Origin of the sequence: Paenibacillus sp. FSL R5-0908 (genome assembly GCF_038006245.1) — a bacterium.
Lineage (GTDB): Bacteria > Bacillota > Bacilli > Paenibacillales > Paenibacillaceae > Paenibacillus_AQ > Paenibacillus_AQ odorifer.
Genome location: NZ_JBBOUV010000001.1, coordinates 7,077,705 through 7,092,370 on the forward strand (window position 1 = coordinate 7,077,705; position 14,666 = coordinate 7,092,370).

At 43.8% G+C, this 14,666-nt stretch carries 12 protein-coding genes; 3 read left to right on the top strand and 9 right to left on the bottom strand.

Going from position 1 to position 14,666, the window contains the following annotated elements:
- Positions 1–61: 61 nt before the first annotated feature.
- The 6 genes from MKZ09_RS32395 to cidR form a co-directional block, all read right to left on the bottom strand.
- A complete protein-coding gene (locus tag MKZ09_RS32395; RefSeq protein ID WP_076123991.1) occupies positions 62–1,957 on the bottom strand; it encodes an ABC transporter ATP-binding protein in 1,896 nt (631 codons plus the stop codon).
- Positions 1,954–3,714 (bottom strand): ABC transporter ATP-binding protein, encoded by a 1,761-nt coding sequence (locus MKZ09_RS32400; protein WP_076132622.1) that lies wholly within the window; start codon positions 3,712–3,714, stop codon positions 1,954–1,956. Before MKZ09_RS32400 ends, MKZ09_RS32395 begins: the two co-directional genes overlap by 4 nt.
- Positions 3,707–4,153: a MarR family winged helix-turn-helix transcriptional regulator gene (locus MKZ09_RS32405; protein ID WP_076124352.1), complete on the bottom strand. Its 447-nt coding sequence runs from the start codon at positions 4,151–4,153 to the stop codon at positions 3,707–3,709. Before MKZ09_RS32405 ends, MKZ09_RS32400 begins: the two co-directional genes overlap by 8 nt.
- Positions 4,154–4,497: 344 nt before the next feature.
- On the bottom strand, positions 4,498–5,895 hold the full coding sequence (locus tag MKZ09_RS32410; RefSeq protein WP_076105042.1) for a DNA-binding protein: 1,398 nt from the start codon (positions 5,893–5,895) through the stop codon (positions 4,498–4,500).
- 164 nt (positions 5,896–6,059) lie between these two features.
- Complete coding sequence (locus MKZ09_RS32415; protein WP_076099698.1) at positions 6,060–6,329, bottom strand: aspartyl-phosphate phosphatase Spo0E family protein; 270 nt, start codon at positions 6,327–6,329, stop codon at positions 6,060–6,062.
- Positions 6,330–6,443: 114 nt separating this feature from the next.
- Positions 6,444–7,373: a cidABC operon transcriptional activator CidR gene (cidR, locus tag MKZ09_RS32420; RefSeq protein ID WP_076132624.1), complete on the bottom strand. Its 930-nt coding sequence runs from the start codon at positions 7,371–7,373 to the stop codon at positions 6,444–6,446.
- Positions 7,374–7,484: 111 nt separating this feature from the next.
- Between cidR and MKZ09_RS32425 the strand changes: the two genes are divergently transcribed.
- A complete protein-coding gene (locus MKZ09_RS32425; RefSeq protein WP_036682017.1) occupies positions 7,485–7,859 on the top strand; it encodes a CidA/LrgA family protein in 375 nt (124 codons plus the stop codon).
- A complete protein-coding gene (locus tag MKZ09_RS32430; RefSeq protein WP_076123999.1) occupies positions 7,853–8,536 on the top strand; it encodes a CidB/LrgB family autolysis modulator in 684 nt (227 codons plus the stop codon). Before MKZ09_RS32425 ends, MKZ09_RS32430 begins: the two co-directional genes overlap by 7 nt.
- 76 nt (positions 8,537–8,612) lie before the next feature.
- On the opposite strand, the gene MKZ09_RS32435 is transcribed toward MKZ09_RS32430, so the two are convergent.
- Positions 8,613–9,581, bottom strand: a complete 969-nt coding sequence (locus tag MKZ09_RS32435; RefSeq protein ID WP_076132625.1) for a Gfo/Idh/MocA family protein — start codon at positions 9,579–9,581, stop codon at positions 8,613–8,615.
- A gap of 53 nt (positions 9,582–9,634) precedes the next feature.
- Positions 9,635–11,947, bottom strand: a complete 2,313-nt coding sequence (locus tag MKZ09_RS32440; protein ID WP_076201982.1) for a helicase C-terminal domain-containing protein — start codon at positions 11,945–11,947, stop codon at positions 9,635–9,637.
- Between the two features lie 282 nt (positions 11,948–12,229).
- Between MKZ09_RS32440 and MKZ09_RS32445 the strand changes: the two genes are divergently transcribed.
- Entirely contained in the window at positions 12,230–14,095 is a 1,866-nt protein-coding gene (locus MKZ09_RS32445) for an LTA synthase family protein (protein WP_076124004.1), read from the top strand.
- 113 nt (positions 14,096–14,208) lie between these two features.
- On the opposite strand, the gene MKZ09_RS32450 is transcribed toward MKZ09_RS32445, so the two are convergent.
- The gene (locus MKZ09_RS32450; protein WP_081383619.1) at positions 14,209–14,640 is read right to left on the bottom strand and encodes a MarR family winged helix-turn-helix transcriptional regulator; all 432 of its coding nucleotides are present in this window, start codon (positions 14,638–14,640) and stop codon (positions 14,209–14,211) included.
- Positions 14,641–14,666 lie beyond the last annotated feature (26 nt).

A 14,666-nucleotide genomic window follows, 5' to 3' on the forward strand; every position in this document is an offset into this window, starting at 1 on the left:
AAATCAGCATCATGTGAAAAGAGGGGTTTATGATTAACTATACATTTTTCTTCACTTCAATTTAGCCTACGTCCAAATCTCCTTCAGAGAACTGACTGTTATAGAGATCCGCATAGAATCCGCCTTGGGCCAGCAGTTCTTCGTGGTTGCCTTTCTCGATTACACTACCTTGGTTCATGACAAGGATGAGATCCGCATCACGAATCGTCGAGAGACGGTGGGCAATAACGAAGCTTGTTCTGTTTTGCATCAGCGCATTCATCGCTTTTTGAATCAGCAATTCAGTCCGTGTATCGACACTGCTCGTTGCTTCATCAAGAATAAGAATCGATGGATCGGCCAGAATAGCGCGAGCAATAGTAATCAACTGCTTCTGTCCTTGTGAAATATTAGAAGCCTCTTCATTTAACACCGTATTGTAGCCAAGCGGAAGTGTGCGGATAAAGTGATCAGCATGCGCAGCCTTGGCCGCCCGCACCACATCAGCTTCAGATGCACCTTCACGGCCGTAAGCAATGTTGTCACGAATCGTACCGTTGAAGAGCCAGGTATCCTGAAGCACCATTCCAAACTTGCTACGTAGGTCACTCCGTTTCATGTCGGTAATGTTGACGCCATCTATGATAATTTCCCCATCGTTAAGCTCGTAGAAGCGCATCAACAGGTTAATTAAAGTGGTTTTACCAGCACCAGTAGGACCGACAATCGCTATAGTCTGACCTGGACTAACCTCAATATTCATGTCCTCAATCAGAATAGCATCCTCTTTATAGCCGAATTTCACATGACGGAACTCAACGGAACCTTCCGGAGCACCTTCATCAAGCTTCACAAGTGTAGTATTAACTTCCTTAACTTCCTCTTCTTCATCCAGAAGTTCAAATACACGTTCTGCGGAAGCAATGGTGGATTGAATAATGTTAGCAATATTAGCCGTTTGTGCAATCGGCTGGGTGAACTGACGTGAATATTGAATGAAGGCTTGGATATCCCCGACATCAATCATTTTTTTAGTAACAAAAATACCACCCACAACACAGATAAGCACATAACCCAAGTTACCGATAAACATCATAAGCGGCATAATCATACCTGACATAAATTGAGACCGCCAGCCAGAATCATAAAGCTTATCATTTATTTCATCAAAATCTTTAAGCGACTGCGGTTCGCGGCCGAAAGCTTTAATAATCCGGTGCCCCGTATACATTTCCTCTACATGACCATTCAACTGGCCAAGCGATTTCTGCTGTCTCACAAAATAAGTCTGCGAACGTTTAGAGATCGCCATAATCACAATAAAGCTGAGTGGCAACGTAGTAATCGTGATTAAAGTCAGCCATGGGCTGATGGTAAGCATCATCACAATAACACCAATAATAGTGACGATTGAGGTAATTAGCTGCGTTAAACTTTGCTGCAACGTGGTACTGATGTTATCCACGTCATTCGTAGCACGGCTAAGAATTTCCCCGTGTGTACGGGAGTCAAAATATTTTAAAGGTAACCGCTCCAGCTTGCTGTTAATCTGCTCACGCATGTCATAAACTACCTTCTGCGCTACACCAGCCATTACATACTGCTGAATGTAACTAAACAAAGCACTAAGCAGATACAATCCCGCGAGCAGGATGAGAATATCATTAATATATCCAAAATCAATGGAGGCACCCTCTACACCCATCAGTTTGCCGTAAGCACCTTCGAACAGTTTGGTTGTAGCTTTACCCATAACCTTTGGACTGAAGATACTGAACACCGTACTGGCAATCGCCATAATTAGTACAATAATCAATTGAACCATACGTGGGCGCAAGTATTTGATCAAGCGACGAAGTGTACCTTTAAAATCTTTAGCTTTTTCTGCCGGCATCCTCATTCCAGGACCGCCCGGTCCACCCGGACCTTTATGGCCGCGGGGAGCTGCAGGCTTATGTTCTCTGTTTTGTTCGCTCATGCTATTTCCTCCTCTGACAGCTGCGAGGATACGATCTCGCGGTACACATCACTGCTCTCGAGCAGTTCACGGTGAGTGCCCATTCCAGCAATTTCACCCTCATCAATTACAATAATCCGGTCCGCATCCATAACGGTGCTAACCCGTTGAGCTACGATCAATACGGTGGATTCCGTAGTTTCAGCTTTGAGAGCCGCGCGAAGTTTGGCATCTGTCTTGAAATCAAGAGCTGAGAAGCTATCGTCGAACAGATAAACCTCAGGTTTTCTCACAAGCGCCCGAGCAATGGACAACCGCTGTTTCTGACCACCTGAGACGTTATTCCCGCCCTGAGCAATTTCCGAGTCAAACCCATCCTTCATCGCGGATACGAAATCGTAGGCTTGAGCCACCTTGGATGCATGAATGATTTCTTCATCCGTAGCATCCTCTTTACCGTAGCGGATGTTCTCATTAATCGTACCCGAGAACAATACTGCTTTTTGTGGGATGTAACCGATTTTGCTCCGCAGCTCTTCCTGTGTCATCTCACGCACATCCACTCCGTCTACGCGTACAGCACCTTCATTAACATCATAGAACCTTGGAATCAGGCTAAGCAGCGTAGATTTACCCGATCCGGTACCCCCGATAATTGCAGTAACTTCACCCGGACGAGCACTAAAGCTAATTTTTGAAAGAGCAGGCTGTTCTGCCCCTGGATAGGAAAAAGATACATTCTCAAACTCAACAAAACCACGCAAAGAATCGCGTCCGTCTTTTTTAGTAGCTTGAGCTGTTGTATGCAGTTCACTCTCAGTAGGATCTGTAAATTCAGGCTGCATATCCAGTACCTCATTGATACGCACGGCTGAAGCTGAAGCACGCGGAATTAACACGAACATCATCGATACCATAATCAGAGAGAACATAATTTGCATTGCATATTGGATAAATGCCATCAGGGACCCAACTTGCAAGTCGCCATCACCAATTCGGATTCCACCAAAATAAAGAATAGCAATCATAGAAAAGTTCATTACAATCATCATCAGCGGCATCAGGCCGGCCATGATTTTGTTGACCTTGATAGCTGTATCCGTAAGATCACGGTTAGCTTCGGTGAAACGTCTATTCTCATGATCAATCCGGTTAAAAGAACGAATAACACGAATACCTGTCAGATGCTCACGCAGCACCAGGTTTAATTTATCAAGCTTAATCTGAATGGCTTTAAACAGTGGCAGACCCTTCATCCCAATAAAGAAGATCGCCCCTACAAGTACAGGAATAACGACTACAAAAATCAATGATAATTTAGCATCTTCAGATACTGCCATGATGATCCCACCAATCATCATCATCGGTGCTCCGATCATCATGCGCAACATCATAGTAAGTACCGTTTGAACTTGTGTAATATCATTTGTTGTACGTGTAATCAAGGAAGCTGTACCCAGCTTATCGAATTCATGCAGCGTAAAATTTTCTACATGGTTAAATACTCGTGCACGGGTGAGTTTACCAAACCCGGCTGCTACTTTTGCGGATAAGTAACTGGCAATTACCGAACATAAAGCACCGCCACCTGCAACCAGGAGCATGAAACTACCTATTTTCCAAATATAAGCGCGATCTCCTTGAACAATCCCTTTGTCGACGATGTCAGACATCAGTGTAGGAAGGTATAAATCGCCCATGGACTGCAAAAATACAAGGATTAATACAGCACCAATAGCTACCCTAAAAGGCTTCAGTTGTTTAAATAATTTAATCAAGCTTCTCATCTCCGTTCATTTGTAGCCTATCCCAATCAGGTGGTGGATTATCCTCAACGTATTCATGTACCTTAAGCAATAGCTCTGTGAGCTGTTTAGTGTCTTTTTCGCCTAAGTGCTGTACAAGCTTATCAAGCATCACATCACGATAATGTTCCGCTTTTCGTGTGAGTTCTTTTCCACTTTCCGTTAATTTCACGCGTACAACTCTTCGGTCCGAAGGATCCGCGCGTCTTTCCACCATCTGTTTCGCTTCAAGACTGTTAATCAGCTGCGTGATGGTAGGAGGAGTGAATCCAAGTAGTCGGCTGATTTCAGACACCTTGAGACCCTCTTCATCAGAATGATTCCATTTTTCAATGCATATCATTAAAGTCATCTCACTTGGCTTGTGGCCCTCAACGCCCTTTTGCCATTGAGCTTTGTGCAGGCGTTTCATCGCCGCAAAAAGCCCGTGTGCGACTGAATTTTCAGTATTTTCTGTATTTCCTCCGTTTATCCCAATTTCCTTCACCTCTATTTAGTTAGGTCAACTAATTATTAAACACTATATTATTTAGGCTACCTAATTATATTTTCGCCAGATTGCTTTGTCAAATTATGAATACGCTATCAATTATTACGAAAAAGAAAACTCCCCAGCACGAGTGCAAGGGAGTAGATATGCGTATATGTATCTGTATATAGAATATTGCCAAGGATAATCTTTAGAATCCTGCTCCGTGCTCATAAGTTGTGATTGGTCCATTACTTCCGGAACCAACTGGGCCGATAATGATGAAGCTAAACAATGCTAAAATGCCTGCCATCATCAATAGTGATTTTTTCATCTTTTCTCACCTCCCTTATCAGCTTTCTGTATTTCTCCTGTTGATTCAGAGTTGCATAGTCCCTATTGGTCTCAAACAAGGTCACGCACTTGATGAAGTCTATTCCATTATTAGTCTTAATAGATAACTCTAAAGACTGTATGATATAGTCCACACCCGTAATATATTGTCCATTGTTTATTAGATACATGGCTATTTGATAGTACAACCGATATAATCGGTCGATATTAATGGGATCTTCAAACTGTTCAAATCGTAACATTTCCCGTGCAAAACGTTTAAGCACATCGTCTACAGAAAATCTGTAATGATTAGCCGATTCCATAATAATTATGAGTCCTGGCAATATTTCTCCGGGGTGCTCAGCCAAAAAAGCTACATAGTCCGGTACAACCTTTACATTCCCCTCCAACATTTCCAGTGTGAAACTGTTCCCAACTGCAAATAATCGGAATTGTTCTACAGCTTGCTGGCCTACTTCATCCAACATCTCAAACCAGCCTAAGTCTGCATAACCAGCGGTATATTTCTTCGCCGCTTCATATTGACCTTGCTTCGTCAACGAAATTGCTTTAAGCAAATATCCGTGTCCATAATAAACAACGAGCGGACGTTCCGTACAGAGTTCTTCTCTTCGTTTGTCTCCGCTCCTCCGCAGTTCTTGGCGGTAAACTGCATTGGCTAAAGCTCTCAACTCATCAGCATAGATCTCCATTTCTTCCCATCTGCGAAGGGCGAAACATAGCTGTGTCAGCATCAATAAACCATCTAATTGCAAATTTTCCGGAAGGCGCCCTCTAAAAGGACTAAAGCTAATGACTGCGCGTAGCTTCTCCTCCATATCAAGTGTTTGCAAAAATTTAAAATTACGATAGTGACTGATCGCGAGACGTTCACTATAACTATCCGACTCGTTCTCTACTACAATCTTGTAAAAAAACATGGATTCCTGAACTTTGCCTTTATTGAATAATTTATCAGCAACAGAATAAATGATATCCAGCGGCTTGGTAGACTCTAATAATCTGCTTATAGTTTCATCAATGCAATTCTGTTTGCCCAATTCAGCACAACGAATCAAAAAAGGCTCCACTCTACGGCGTGAGACCTTCTCATCATTGAAGCATTCATCAACATATAGAGGATATAACCAACCTTCTGGAAAACCAAAGGCTTTTATAATTGCATCTACTTGTCCCAAGGACATAGGCTTCGGCGGATTTCCATGCAGAATTGCACTGAGGCTGCCTCGATTCAGGCCACAAATTTTTGAAAATGAGGCGAGATTATGGCCGGAGCGGGACAAATTTTTCTCAATTTCTGAGCGTATAGTTGTTAACTTTCCCTCCACTCGGCACCCCCAAAGTTTGACTTGAAAAGATTCTATTAATTGACATTATAGGTGAAAGTTATGGATTGTACAACAAATAGATTGTACGACAAATAGAGGAGCCTAATACGCTCCTCTAGATCAGTAACATCTTCATAGTATTATAAATCTATGTTGTTGGTAGTTTAGCTAACAGTGATGGCGGTTTTGGAACTTCTACTATAGGATGTAATGCCGGCTTTCCGGTTGCGCAAATTTTCCATCATCTTATTTTGTGCCAGCAAAATATAGCTGTCTAATCGCTCACTAAGCTCTAGAACAGCACGGTCACTAAGACTCCGTTGCTCTGCAACCTCCAGCAATTCACATCTAAGACTCTCTATAGTTACAAGTAGCTCATCTTCTTTATAATCTTTTCTATGATTATTCTTGGAGGAATTTGGATTTTGTGTCACATCTCTCTCCTTCTCTCTATCAACATCTTCTCCTATCATAAGTCATGATACCAAAAAACATATTTTCAAAAAAAAGAAAAATTGTAGAGCTTCTAACAAAAACGGAATTACTCTTTATTCAGAGTCCTTCACATGCTCGTCAGGGAGCTCGTTGGGATACTGTTCTCGCAAAAGTCCCTTTGCAAAAGCAATCCATTCGCGTGCCGCAAAAGATAAATAACGATCTCTTCGCCACGCCATAGCAAGCTGCCACGGAATTACCGGATCCGTCAAAGGCACAACGACCAATCGTGAACGATCCATATCCCGGCAAATGGTTTCTGGCAGCAATGCGATTCCCATTCCGGCAGCCACCATGCGGCTAATTAAGTCCCATTGGGAGCTCTCATAGATAACCTTAGGCTGAAATCCCGCCTTCACACATTCCGTAATAATCCGATCATGCAGCGTAAAATCCTCCCGGAACAGCACAAACTCCTCTTCGGCTAGTTCACTTAACGGAACAAGGTCTGCCTCGGCCAATCTATGTCCAACAGGTAAAATAAGATTCAGCTTCTCTTCAACAAAGGTGAAGCAATGAAGTTTGGCTGTATTTACAGGCAGCACAACCATTCCGATATCCAGCAAGCCCGTTTCTACATCTTCCTCCACTTTCTTCGCGCCATCCTCATGCAGACGAATAGTAACCTGCGGATAACGTTTATGAAATTGACCAATCACCGAAGGAAAAAAGCTCGCCCCTACCATTGGAGGCAGACCGATGCGGATGTGGCCCTGCTCCAAATTTCGTAAGCTATCCAGCTCAGAAGACAAGCTGGCGAACGACTCCACAATATTTTGCGCTTTGGTGAACAGAATTTCCCCTGCATCTGTAAGCCGGACACTTTTCCCTTCACGATAAAACAAATCAGCCTCCAGCTCGATCTCCATATTCCGGATCATTTTACTGATCGTAGGCTGTGAAATATATAAGGATTCGGCAGCCCGAGTAAAGCTTTTCATTCGTGCTGCTTGGACGAAATATTCTAATTGTCGGATATCCATCTTCCAACCTCCGATACATAGACAAAAGGAATGTCATTTATTCAATCTATTCATTTTACCTATGAAAACAATTGATGTAAACTTTCATTATCATGAAAGGAGCGAAGCCTTATGAAAAAGATTGTTATAGGCTTGCTGCAGGTAGCGGGACTTACCCTATTCTCATTACTAATCAATGCTGTAACCCCATTATTGCATATCCCTATTCCCGGAAGCATACTCGGAATGATTATATTGTTTCTTCTGCTTGAGTTTGGTGTCATTCATCTGAATTGGGTTGAAGTTGGTGCTTCTTGGCTACTGGCTGAGCTCTTACTGTTCTTTATTCCATCTGCTATCGGCGTAATGAAATACGCCAACATTCTGGAAACTGATGGATTACGAATCCTCGCAGTGGTCATTTTGGGTACGATTGTTGTAATGGCCAGTTCCGGATTACTTACCAGTAGAATTTACAAAGCAAAGGAGCGGAAAGGATCATGTTAAACGCTCTGTTATTCTTCGGTCTTACGGTTGCTGTATATCTACTGGCGAAACGCATTTATGCTTCTAGTGGCAAAGTGTACACCTCTCCATTGATCATTACACCAGTGCTTATGATTATCTTCTTACTCATCACAGGCATTACTTATGATTCTTACAATGCGGGAGGCAAATGGCTGACGGATTTGCTGCAACCGGCAACTATGGCCTTTGCAATCCCTTTGCATAAAAACTTCAAGGTGCTCAAAAAGCACGCCGCCGAGATTGCGGCAGGCGTGCTGTCAGGGACGATAACAGCGGTGATCTCTTCCATTCTGCTCGCCAAATGGCTGCATGTCAGCGGCGATCTGGCAGCCAGTCTGGTTCCACGTTCGGTGACTACACCGATCGCTATGAGCATCTCGCAAAGTATCGGCGGTGTACCGAGTATTACTGCAGTCTTCGTCATCATTACCGGAATACTCGGTACAATGATGGGCCCTACAGTACTCCGCATCTTCCGCATTGACAATGAAATCGCGCGTGGTGTATCGCTGGGAACCGCTGCGCATGGTACAGGAACATCCAAGGCCTTCGAGCTTAGTTCACTGACCGGAACCATCTCCAGTATTGCGATGATTCTGTCCGCGCTGTTATCCATAGGTGTGGCGCCAGCTTTACTCGCGATATTCCTCCACTAGGCTAACCCAGCTTGAGCCAAGGACATGTCTCTTTAGCACATCTAAGGCGGCATGTCCTTTTTTTAAGAATCCAAACTTAGAATTTAACCGGAAGTCCACTTTGTGCTGACTCGTAAGCCGCACAAGTTACTTTAAGCGTCTTGAATCCATCCTCATAGTCACTCAGAATACGCGAACGGTCTCCTGTCCGTACTGCATACAGAAAAGCTTCACTTTCCACTAAATATGGATTTCCTGTGTTTTCAAATTCGGTGCTATTGCCACTTCGCACTTCCAAGAGACGATCCGGGTTCCAGTCCAGCAATCCCCGATCATTATAGAAACTAAGACCTACACTTCCTACCGGATCAGGCAGCACACATGTATTTGAAATATTAGCTATGATTCCATTCTCAAGCTTCAGAGATACGGTACCTACATCGGCTACACTCACACCTTCATGCTGCTCATGCATAATTCGATTTCCAAACATGCCGTATACTTCTTTTACCTCTCCCGCCAGATAACGTACCAAATCGACGATATGAGTGGTCTGCTCGGTGAACTGTCCTCCGGATTGCTCCTGATCACGCCACCAAGCTACGCCCGGCATGCCGCCCATCCACTGGCCCATGACCATACCGATCTTGTCACCTCGAAGTGTTTCCTTGAGCCGTCTGACATTCTCTTGATAGCGAAAATGGTAGCCAACCGAGGTCAATAAATTATGTTCTTTAATATCTTGCAGCAAGCTAGCAGGAATTTCAGTAGTCATACTAAGCGGCTTCTCTATAAAAAAAGGAATATCCCTCTTGATTAATGAACGTTCAATCGCACCATGAGATTGTGGAGGCACACAGATATAAACAGCATCAAGCGTCTCTGCATCCAACATCTCTGTAATATCACCATATCCAGCAGCTCCGTATGGGCGTGCCATATCTTCGCCTTTGGCTTTACTACTTCCACAGACTGCCTGCAACTGGACATCAGCCATCCCTGCAAGCAAATCAGCATGTACCTTAGAGAACCAACCCGTACCCACAATACCCACTTTTAATGTCATATTATTTCCTCCTGCCGATTGATTATGAATACCCTTTCGTAGATTATAACCTCTTATGAGCGTATAAGATAATCTCTCCATTCTTCGGGAAGCAACTGCATATATGGACTCTGCAAAAAACGGTCATCAGCCAACACGATAATGCCCGTATCCGTCTCGCTGCGAATCAACCGGCCTCCGGCTTGCAGTACCTTACACATTCCCGGATAGACATAGGCATAATCAAAGCCATTTTTTCCTCTGGCATTAAAATATTGACGCAGCAGATTGCGTTCAAGACCAAGCTGTGGCAGGCCAACGCCAACAACCATAACCCCATTGAGGCGATCCCCTGGCAGATCCACACCTTCTGAAAAAATTCCTCCAAGTACAGCAAATCCCAATAACGTCTCGTCATTGTCTGGACTAAATGCAGCTAAAAAACTTTCTCTAGCTTGCTCACTCATGCCCGTATCCTGCATCAATGTCCGAATTTCAGGGTAATTCTCCGTAAAGGCCTGATATACGTTTTGCAAATAGAGGTACGAAGGAAAAAACACCAGATAATTGCCCTTTTTAGAGACCATTTGGCTCAGTGCTTTAGTCAACGGAACTAGGGAAGCTTCCCGGTCATGATAACGTGTGGAGACAGGTAAGACGGTTACTTCCCACTGCTCTTTCTGAAAAGGGGAAGAAACAGTTAAACTGTAATCTTCCTCCGCCGCACCAATCATATCCCGGTAGTAAGATAATGGAGAAAGTGTAGCTGAGAACAGAATCTGGCTGCGAAAGCTCTTAGACATCTGCCGAAGCAGATGCGAGGGATCCAAATTAAATAGCTTGAGATAGACATCCCCTCTACGAACCTCCGCATAGGTAATGTAGCGTTCATCATAGATCTTAAAGGTACGGAGCATTCCCTGAACTGCAAAATAGGTATCCAAGAGGACATTTTCCCCTTCTCCTTCCCCATTCAGTGAGACAATACTGGAGCTAGGGTGAATAAGTTCCTGTTCCGCCTCCAAAGAAAATATCTCAAGCAAAGCCGGCAGCTCCTCCGGGAACGAGTCCCACTGCCCTTGCCCCTCTTCATTGCAAATTTTGCGAAGGGAGATGAAAAAAGCGTTCACCGATTTAGCGGCTGTACTCAAATTCCGGTTCATTTCTTTATATTGGCGCTGGATTTCCAGGAAAGGGGCTTTCAGCAAAGAGGCGGAGAACATCTCCCGTCCCCGGTCTACCAGATTATGTGCTTCATCTACTAGAAGTACCGTTTCTCTCTTTCTTTCCTCTGTTAGCCGTTTCAGACTGATGCGAGGATCATATATATAATTGTAATCGCAGATCACAGCGTCGCAGGCATAGGCTGCATCCAACGAGAACTCAAATGGGCACACTTTGTGTTTGTGAGCATACAGTGCAAGGGTGTCTCTGCTCATCAGCGTCTCATGCTCTAACAGATCCATTAATGCCTCGTTGATCCGGTCATAATAACCATCCGTATAAGGACAGGAATCCTTACCACATATCCCCTCTTCGCGAAAACAGGCCTTCTCTTTAGCGGTAAGTGTGATAACATGCAACTGAAGGCCCTGCGTTAGCAACAGCGAGATGGCTTCCTGCGCGGCAAAACGGGTAACCGTCTTTGCCGTTAAATAGAACAATCCTTTAGCTTGTCCTTCGCCCATCGCCTTAAGGACAGGGAACAACGTTGACATTGTTTTCCCGATACCTGTGGGGGCTTGAGCGAACAGACTGACCTTTTCCACGACGGACTTGTATACAGCTCCTGCAAAATGACGTTGTCCCTTTCGATAAGAGGAGAACGGAAAGCTCAACTCCCGAAGACTCTGCTCCTTCTTAGCCTCATGATGAACCATCATCTCGGCGTACGGAGCATATCTAGCTACTGTGTCATTCACAAATGAAATCAGTTCTTCAAAAGACAACGTTCGGTACAAGCTTTTTTGCTCATCAGTGACCCGGTGGACATAGGTAAGCTTAACCTGAATAGAAGAAAGCTCTTGCTCCAGAGCTACCATATATGCGTACATCAGCGCCTGTGCCCAATGAACCTCATGTCCCTCATCCAGTAAATCCAGCAGTCCGGAGGTTGATTTGATCTCTTCGACCGTAAAGCTCCCATCCTCCGAGACCAGCAATCCATCACAACGCCCATCTACAACATAAAGCAGGTTTCCATAAGGAATCTCCGTTTTCAAATAAACCTCCTTGCGGTCACCTTCCTTATATTGCTTTTGGATCTTCTGATGAATTCTAGTGCCTTCGACCATAGCGCCCGTTCCATGAAAGCCAGGTTCAATGCTTCCGCTGCGAAAAACATATTCAACGAGAGTTCTAACTGATAAAGCTACTGTAGAGCTCATCCAGCATCACCTCCTTTTATTATCCATATATCCTTTTTGTTCCCAATTGCCATTTTAGTCCTGAAATCGTTGTATAACCCTGCATGAGAGCAGGAGCGTCAGCTTCAACCCTTTGTGTTCAACTTTACGCGCTCCACTAAGCTTATACTTAGGTTATCGATTTTTGACATTCTATAGCCAGCCCTGCATAATAAATTTTATTACTATGGAATTATTTTGTCTGGGCGCTGTTTCTTCCTAGCCGGGAAATGGCGTTTTATCATGTAGAAAGAAGGCGAAGCTGTGTCATCCTTTAACTTTAAACAGTGGATCGTTAAACCTTTTGTGTTTTTCACAATAATTTTTATTCTAAAAGCTTTCTTGGCATGGGGCGTAATCTTTGACGATATATTGCCCTGGAAATCATTATTAACTGAAATCCCCTTTGCTTGGGCGCTCTTCTGTATCATTGAACGTTTTGGTTCCAAGCGCAAGCTCGGATATTACATGACCGTAAATTTACTAGTGACAGCCATTTTCTTCGCAGCCATTATGTATTTTAAATATTACGGTGTTATTGTGACTTACCATGCAGCGGAGCAAGTGAATCAAGTCACCGCCGTCAGCAACAGCGTATTCTCACTAATGGATCCATACTACCTGCTGATTTTTACAGACATCATTATTCTTGGCGTCTATTTCTTCTTTAATAAAAAAGGCCGGGTCTATAAGAAAGAGAATATCAACCACCGCCGTGGCGGAAAACTTAAGTATAGTGTTCTGTTTGCAGTTTCACTTGCTTTATGCCTGTTCAACATCTTGCCTAATAAAGCTAGTATGAACGAAATTAAGAAAGCTCAAGAAATGGGAATTCTTAATTATGAAGCTTATACGATCTTCGCTAAAGAAGAGCCTGAGCTGGTCGATTCAAGTGACATTACACAAGATGCCATCAACAAATTGAAGGGGATTAATACTGCGGCTAGTTCTCCACTTCAAGGCATCGCTAAAGGCAAGAACCTTATTATTCTTCAAATGGAATCTTTCCAGAATTTCTTGCTGGGCCTTAAATTAGACGGTCAAGAAATTACACCGAACCTGAACAAGGTGATGAAGGACAGTCTTTACTTCCCTAATTTCTATCAAATGGTTGGCCAAGGGAATACTTCGGATGCAGAGTTCGTAGTTAACACTTCCTTCTACATCCCTCCACGTGGAGCGGCAACGATGTCTTATGTGGATAAAGTACTTCCGAGTCTGCCACGCGTGCTTAAAGAAAATGGATATCAGACTGCAACCTTCCACACCAATGTCGTAGAATTCTGGAACCGCGGCGAACTGTATGACTCCCTCGGCTTCGATCATTATTATGACCGCAAATTTTTTGGTGAAGATGATGTCTTCTTCTTTGGAGCTTCTGATGATACGCTCTACAGTAAGACAGCCGACAAACTAAAAGAAATGGACCAACAGGAGCAGCCTTTTTACGCTCAAGTCATTTCAATGTCAGCGCATCACCCTTTTACTATTCCAGAAGAAAAATACCGCATGAAGCTGCCGGAGCGTTATGAAGGTACTTTTGTTGGTGACTATATCCGTTCCCAGAACTATGCGGATGATGCTTTTGGACATTTTGTAGAAGAGCTTAAAGCAAATGGTGTCTGGGACAATAGTGTAATCATGATTTATGGGGATCATATGGGATTGCCGATTTATTCCCTCGATCATGATGATAAAGAATTGATGACTGAAATCTATGGTCATGAATACAGTTATGCGGATATGATGAACATCCCTCTGCTTATTCATGCAGGTGCTGGCGTAGCCTCGCAGACCATTGACGAAGTAGGCGGGGAAGTGGATATCATGCCCACCGCAGCCAGTCTGCTTGGGATTTCATTAGAGAATAACGTATATTTTGGTCAAGATCTACTCAGTCAGACTTATAATTTGCTGCCAGAACGATATTATTTACCTTCTGGTTCATTCATTGCCAGCTCAGGATTGCTTATTCCTGGTAACAGCTTTGAAGACAACACTCAGTACTCTATTTATAACAATGGAACAACGCCGAGTGCCACTGAAGACGAATATAACCGTGCCTTGAGGCTTTTACAGCTTTCCCACAGCTATATCACTCAGTTGCCTGACAAACAACCTAAACAATAAATTACAGGGCGTAGGCAGCCAACGAACAAAAACAGCAGAGCAGCGATTCTCCAATAATGGAGAACCGCTGCTCTGCTGTTTTTATAAAGATATCCATTCCGAAGCTTAGCTGACTAACGCTCCTGGTCCTCGATCATACGGTAATACTCTGCAAAGTTGCGTAGTTCTTCGGGCTTCAGTATGGATAAATGCTCCGCCAGCAGTTCTTTGGACCGGAAATGTCCTTCTTCGAGCACCTGTTGACCTTTTTCGGTGATCGTCACTACAACCGCTCTCCGATCCTTCCCATCCGGCTCACGTTTGATATAACCCAGCACCTCCAAACGGTCCAGCATCACCGTCACCGCACTGGATTTGACCTCCATACATTCTGCCAGCTGTACCACCCGCGACTTCTTTTCTTTCGCTATCATATTTAACAGACCCATCTGTGGCACCGTAAGTCCGAGTTCTTTGTGCAAAGACATTTGAGACATAATCTTACGCTGTACTCTCCACATGGATAGTCCAAGACGATCTATTAACGGATCTATTTGATGTGGCATATTTGTTCAACCCCAATCCGTTTTTA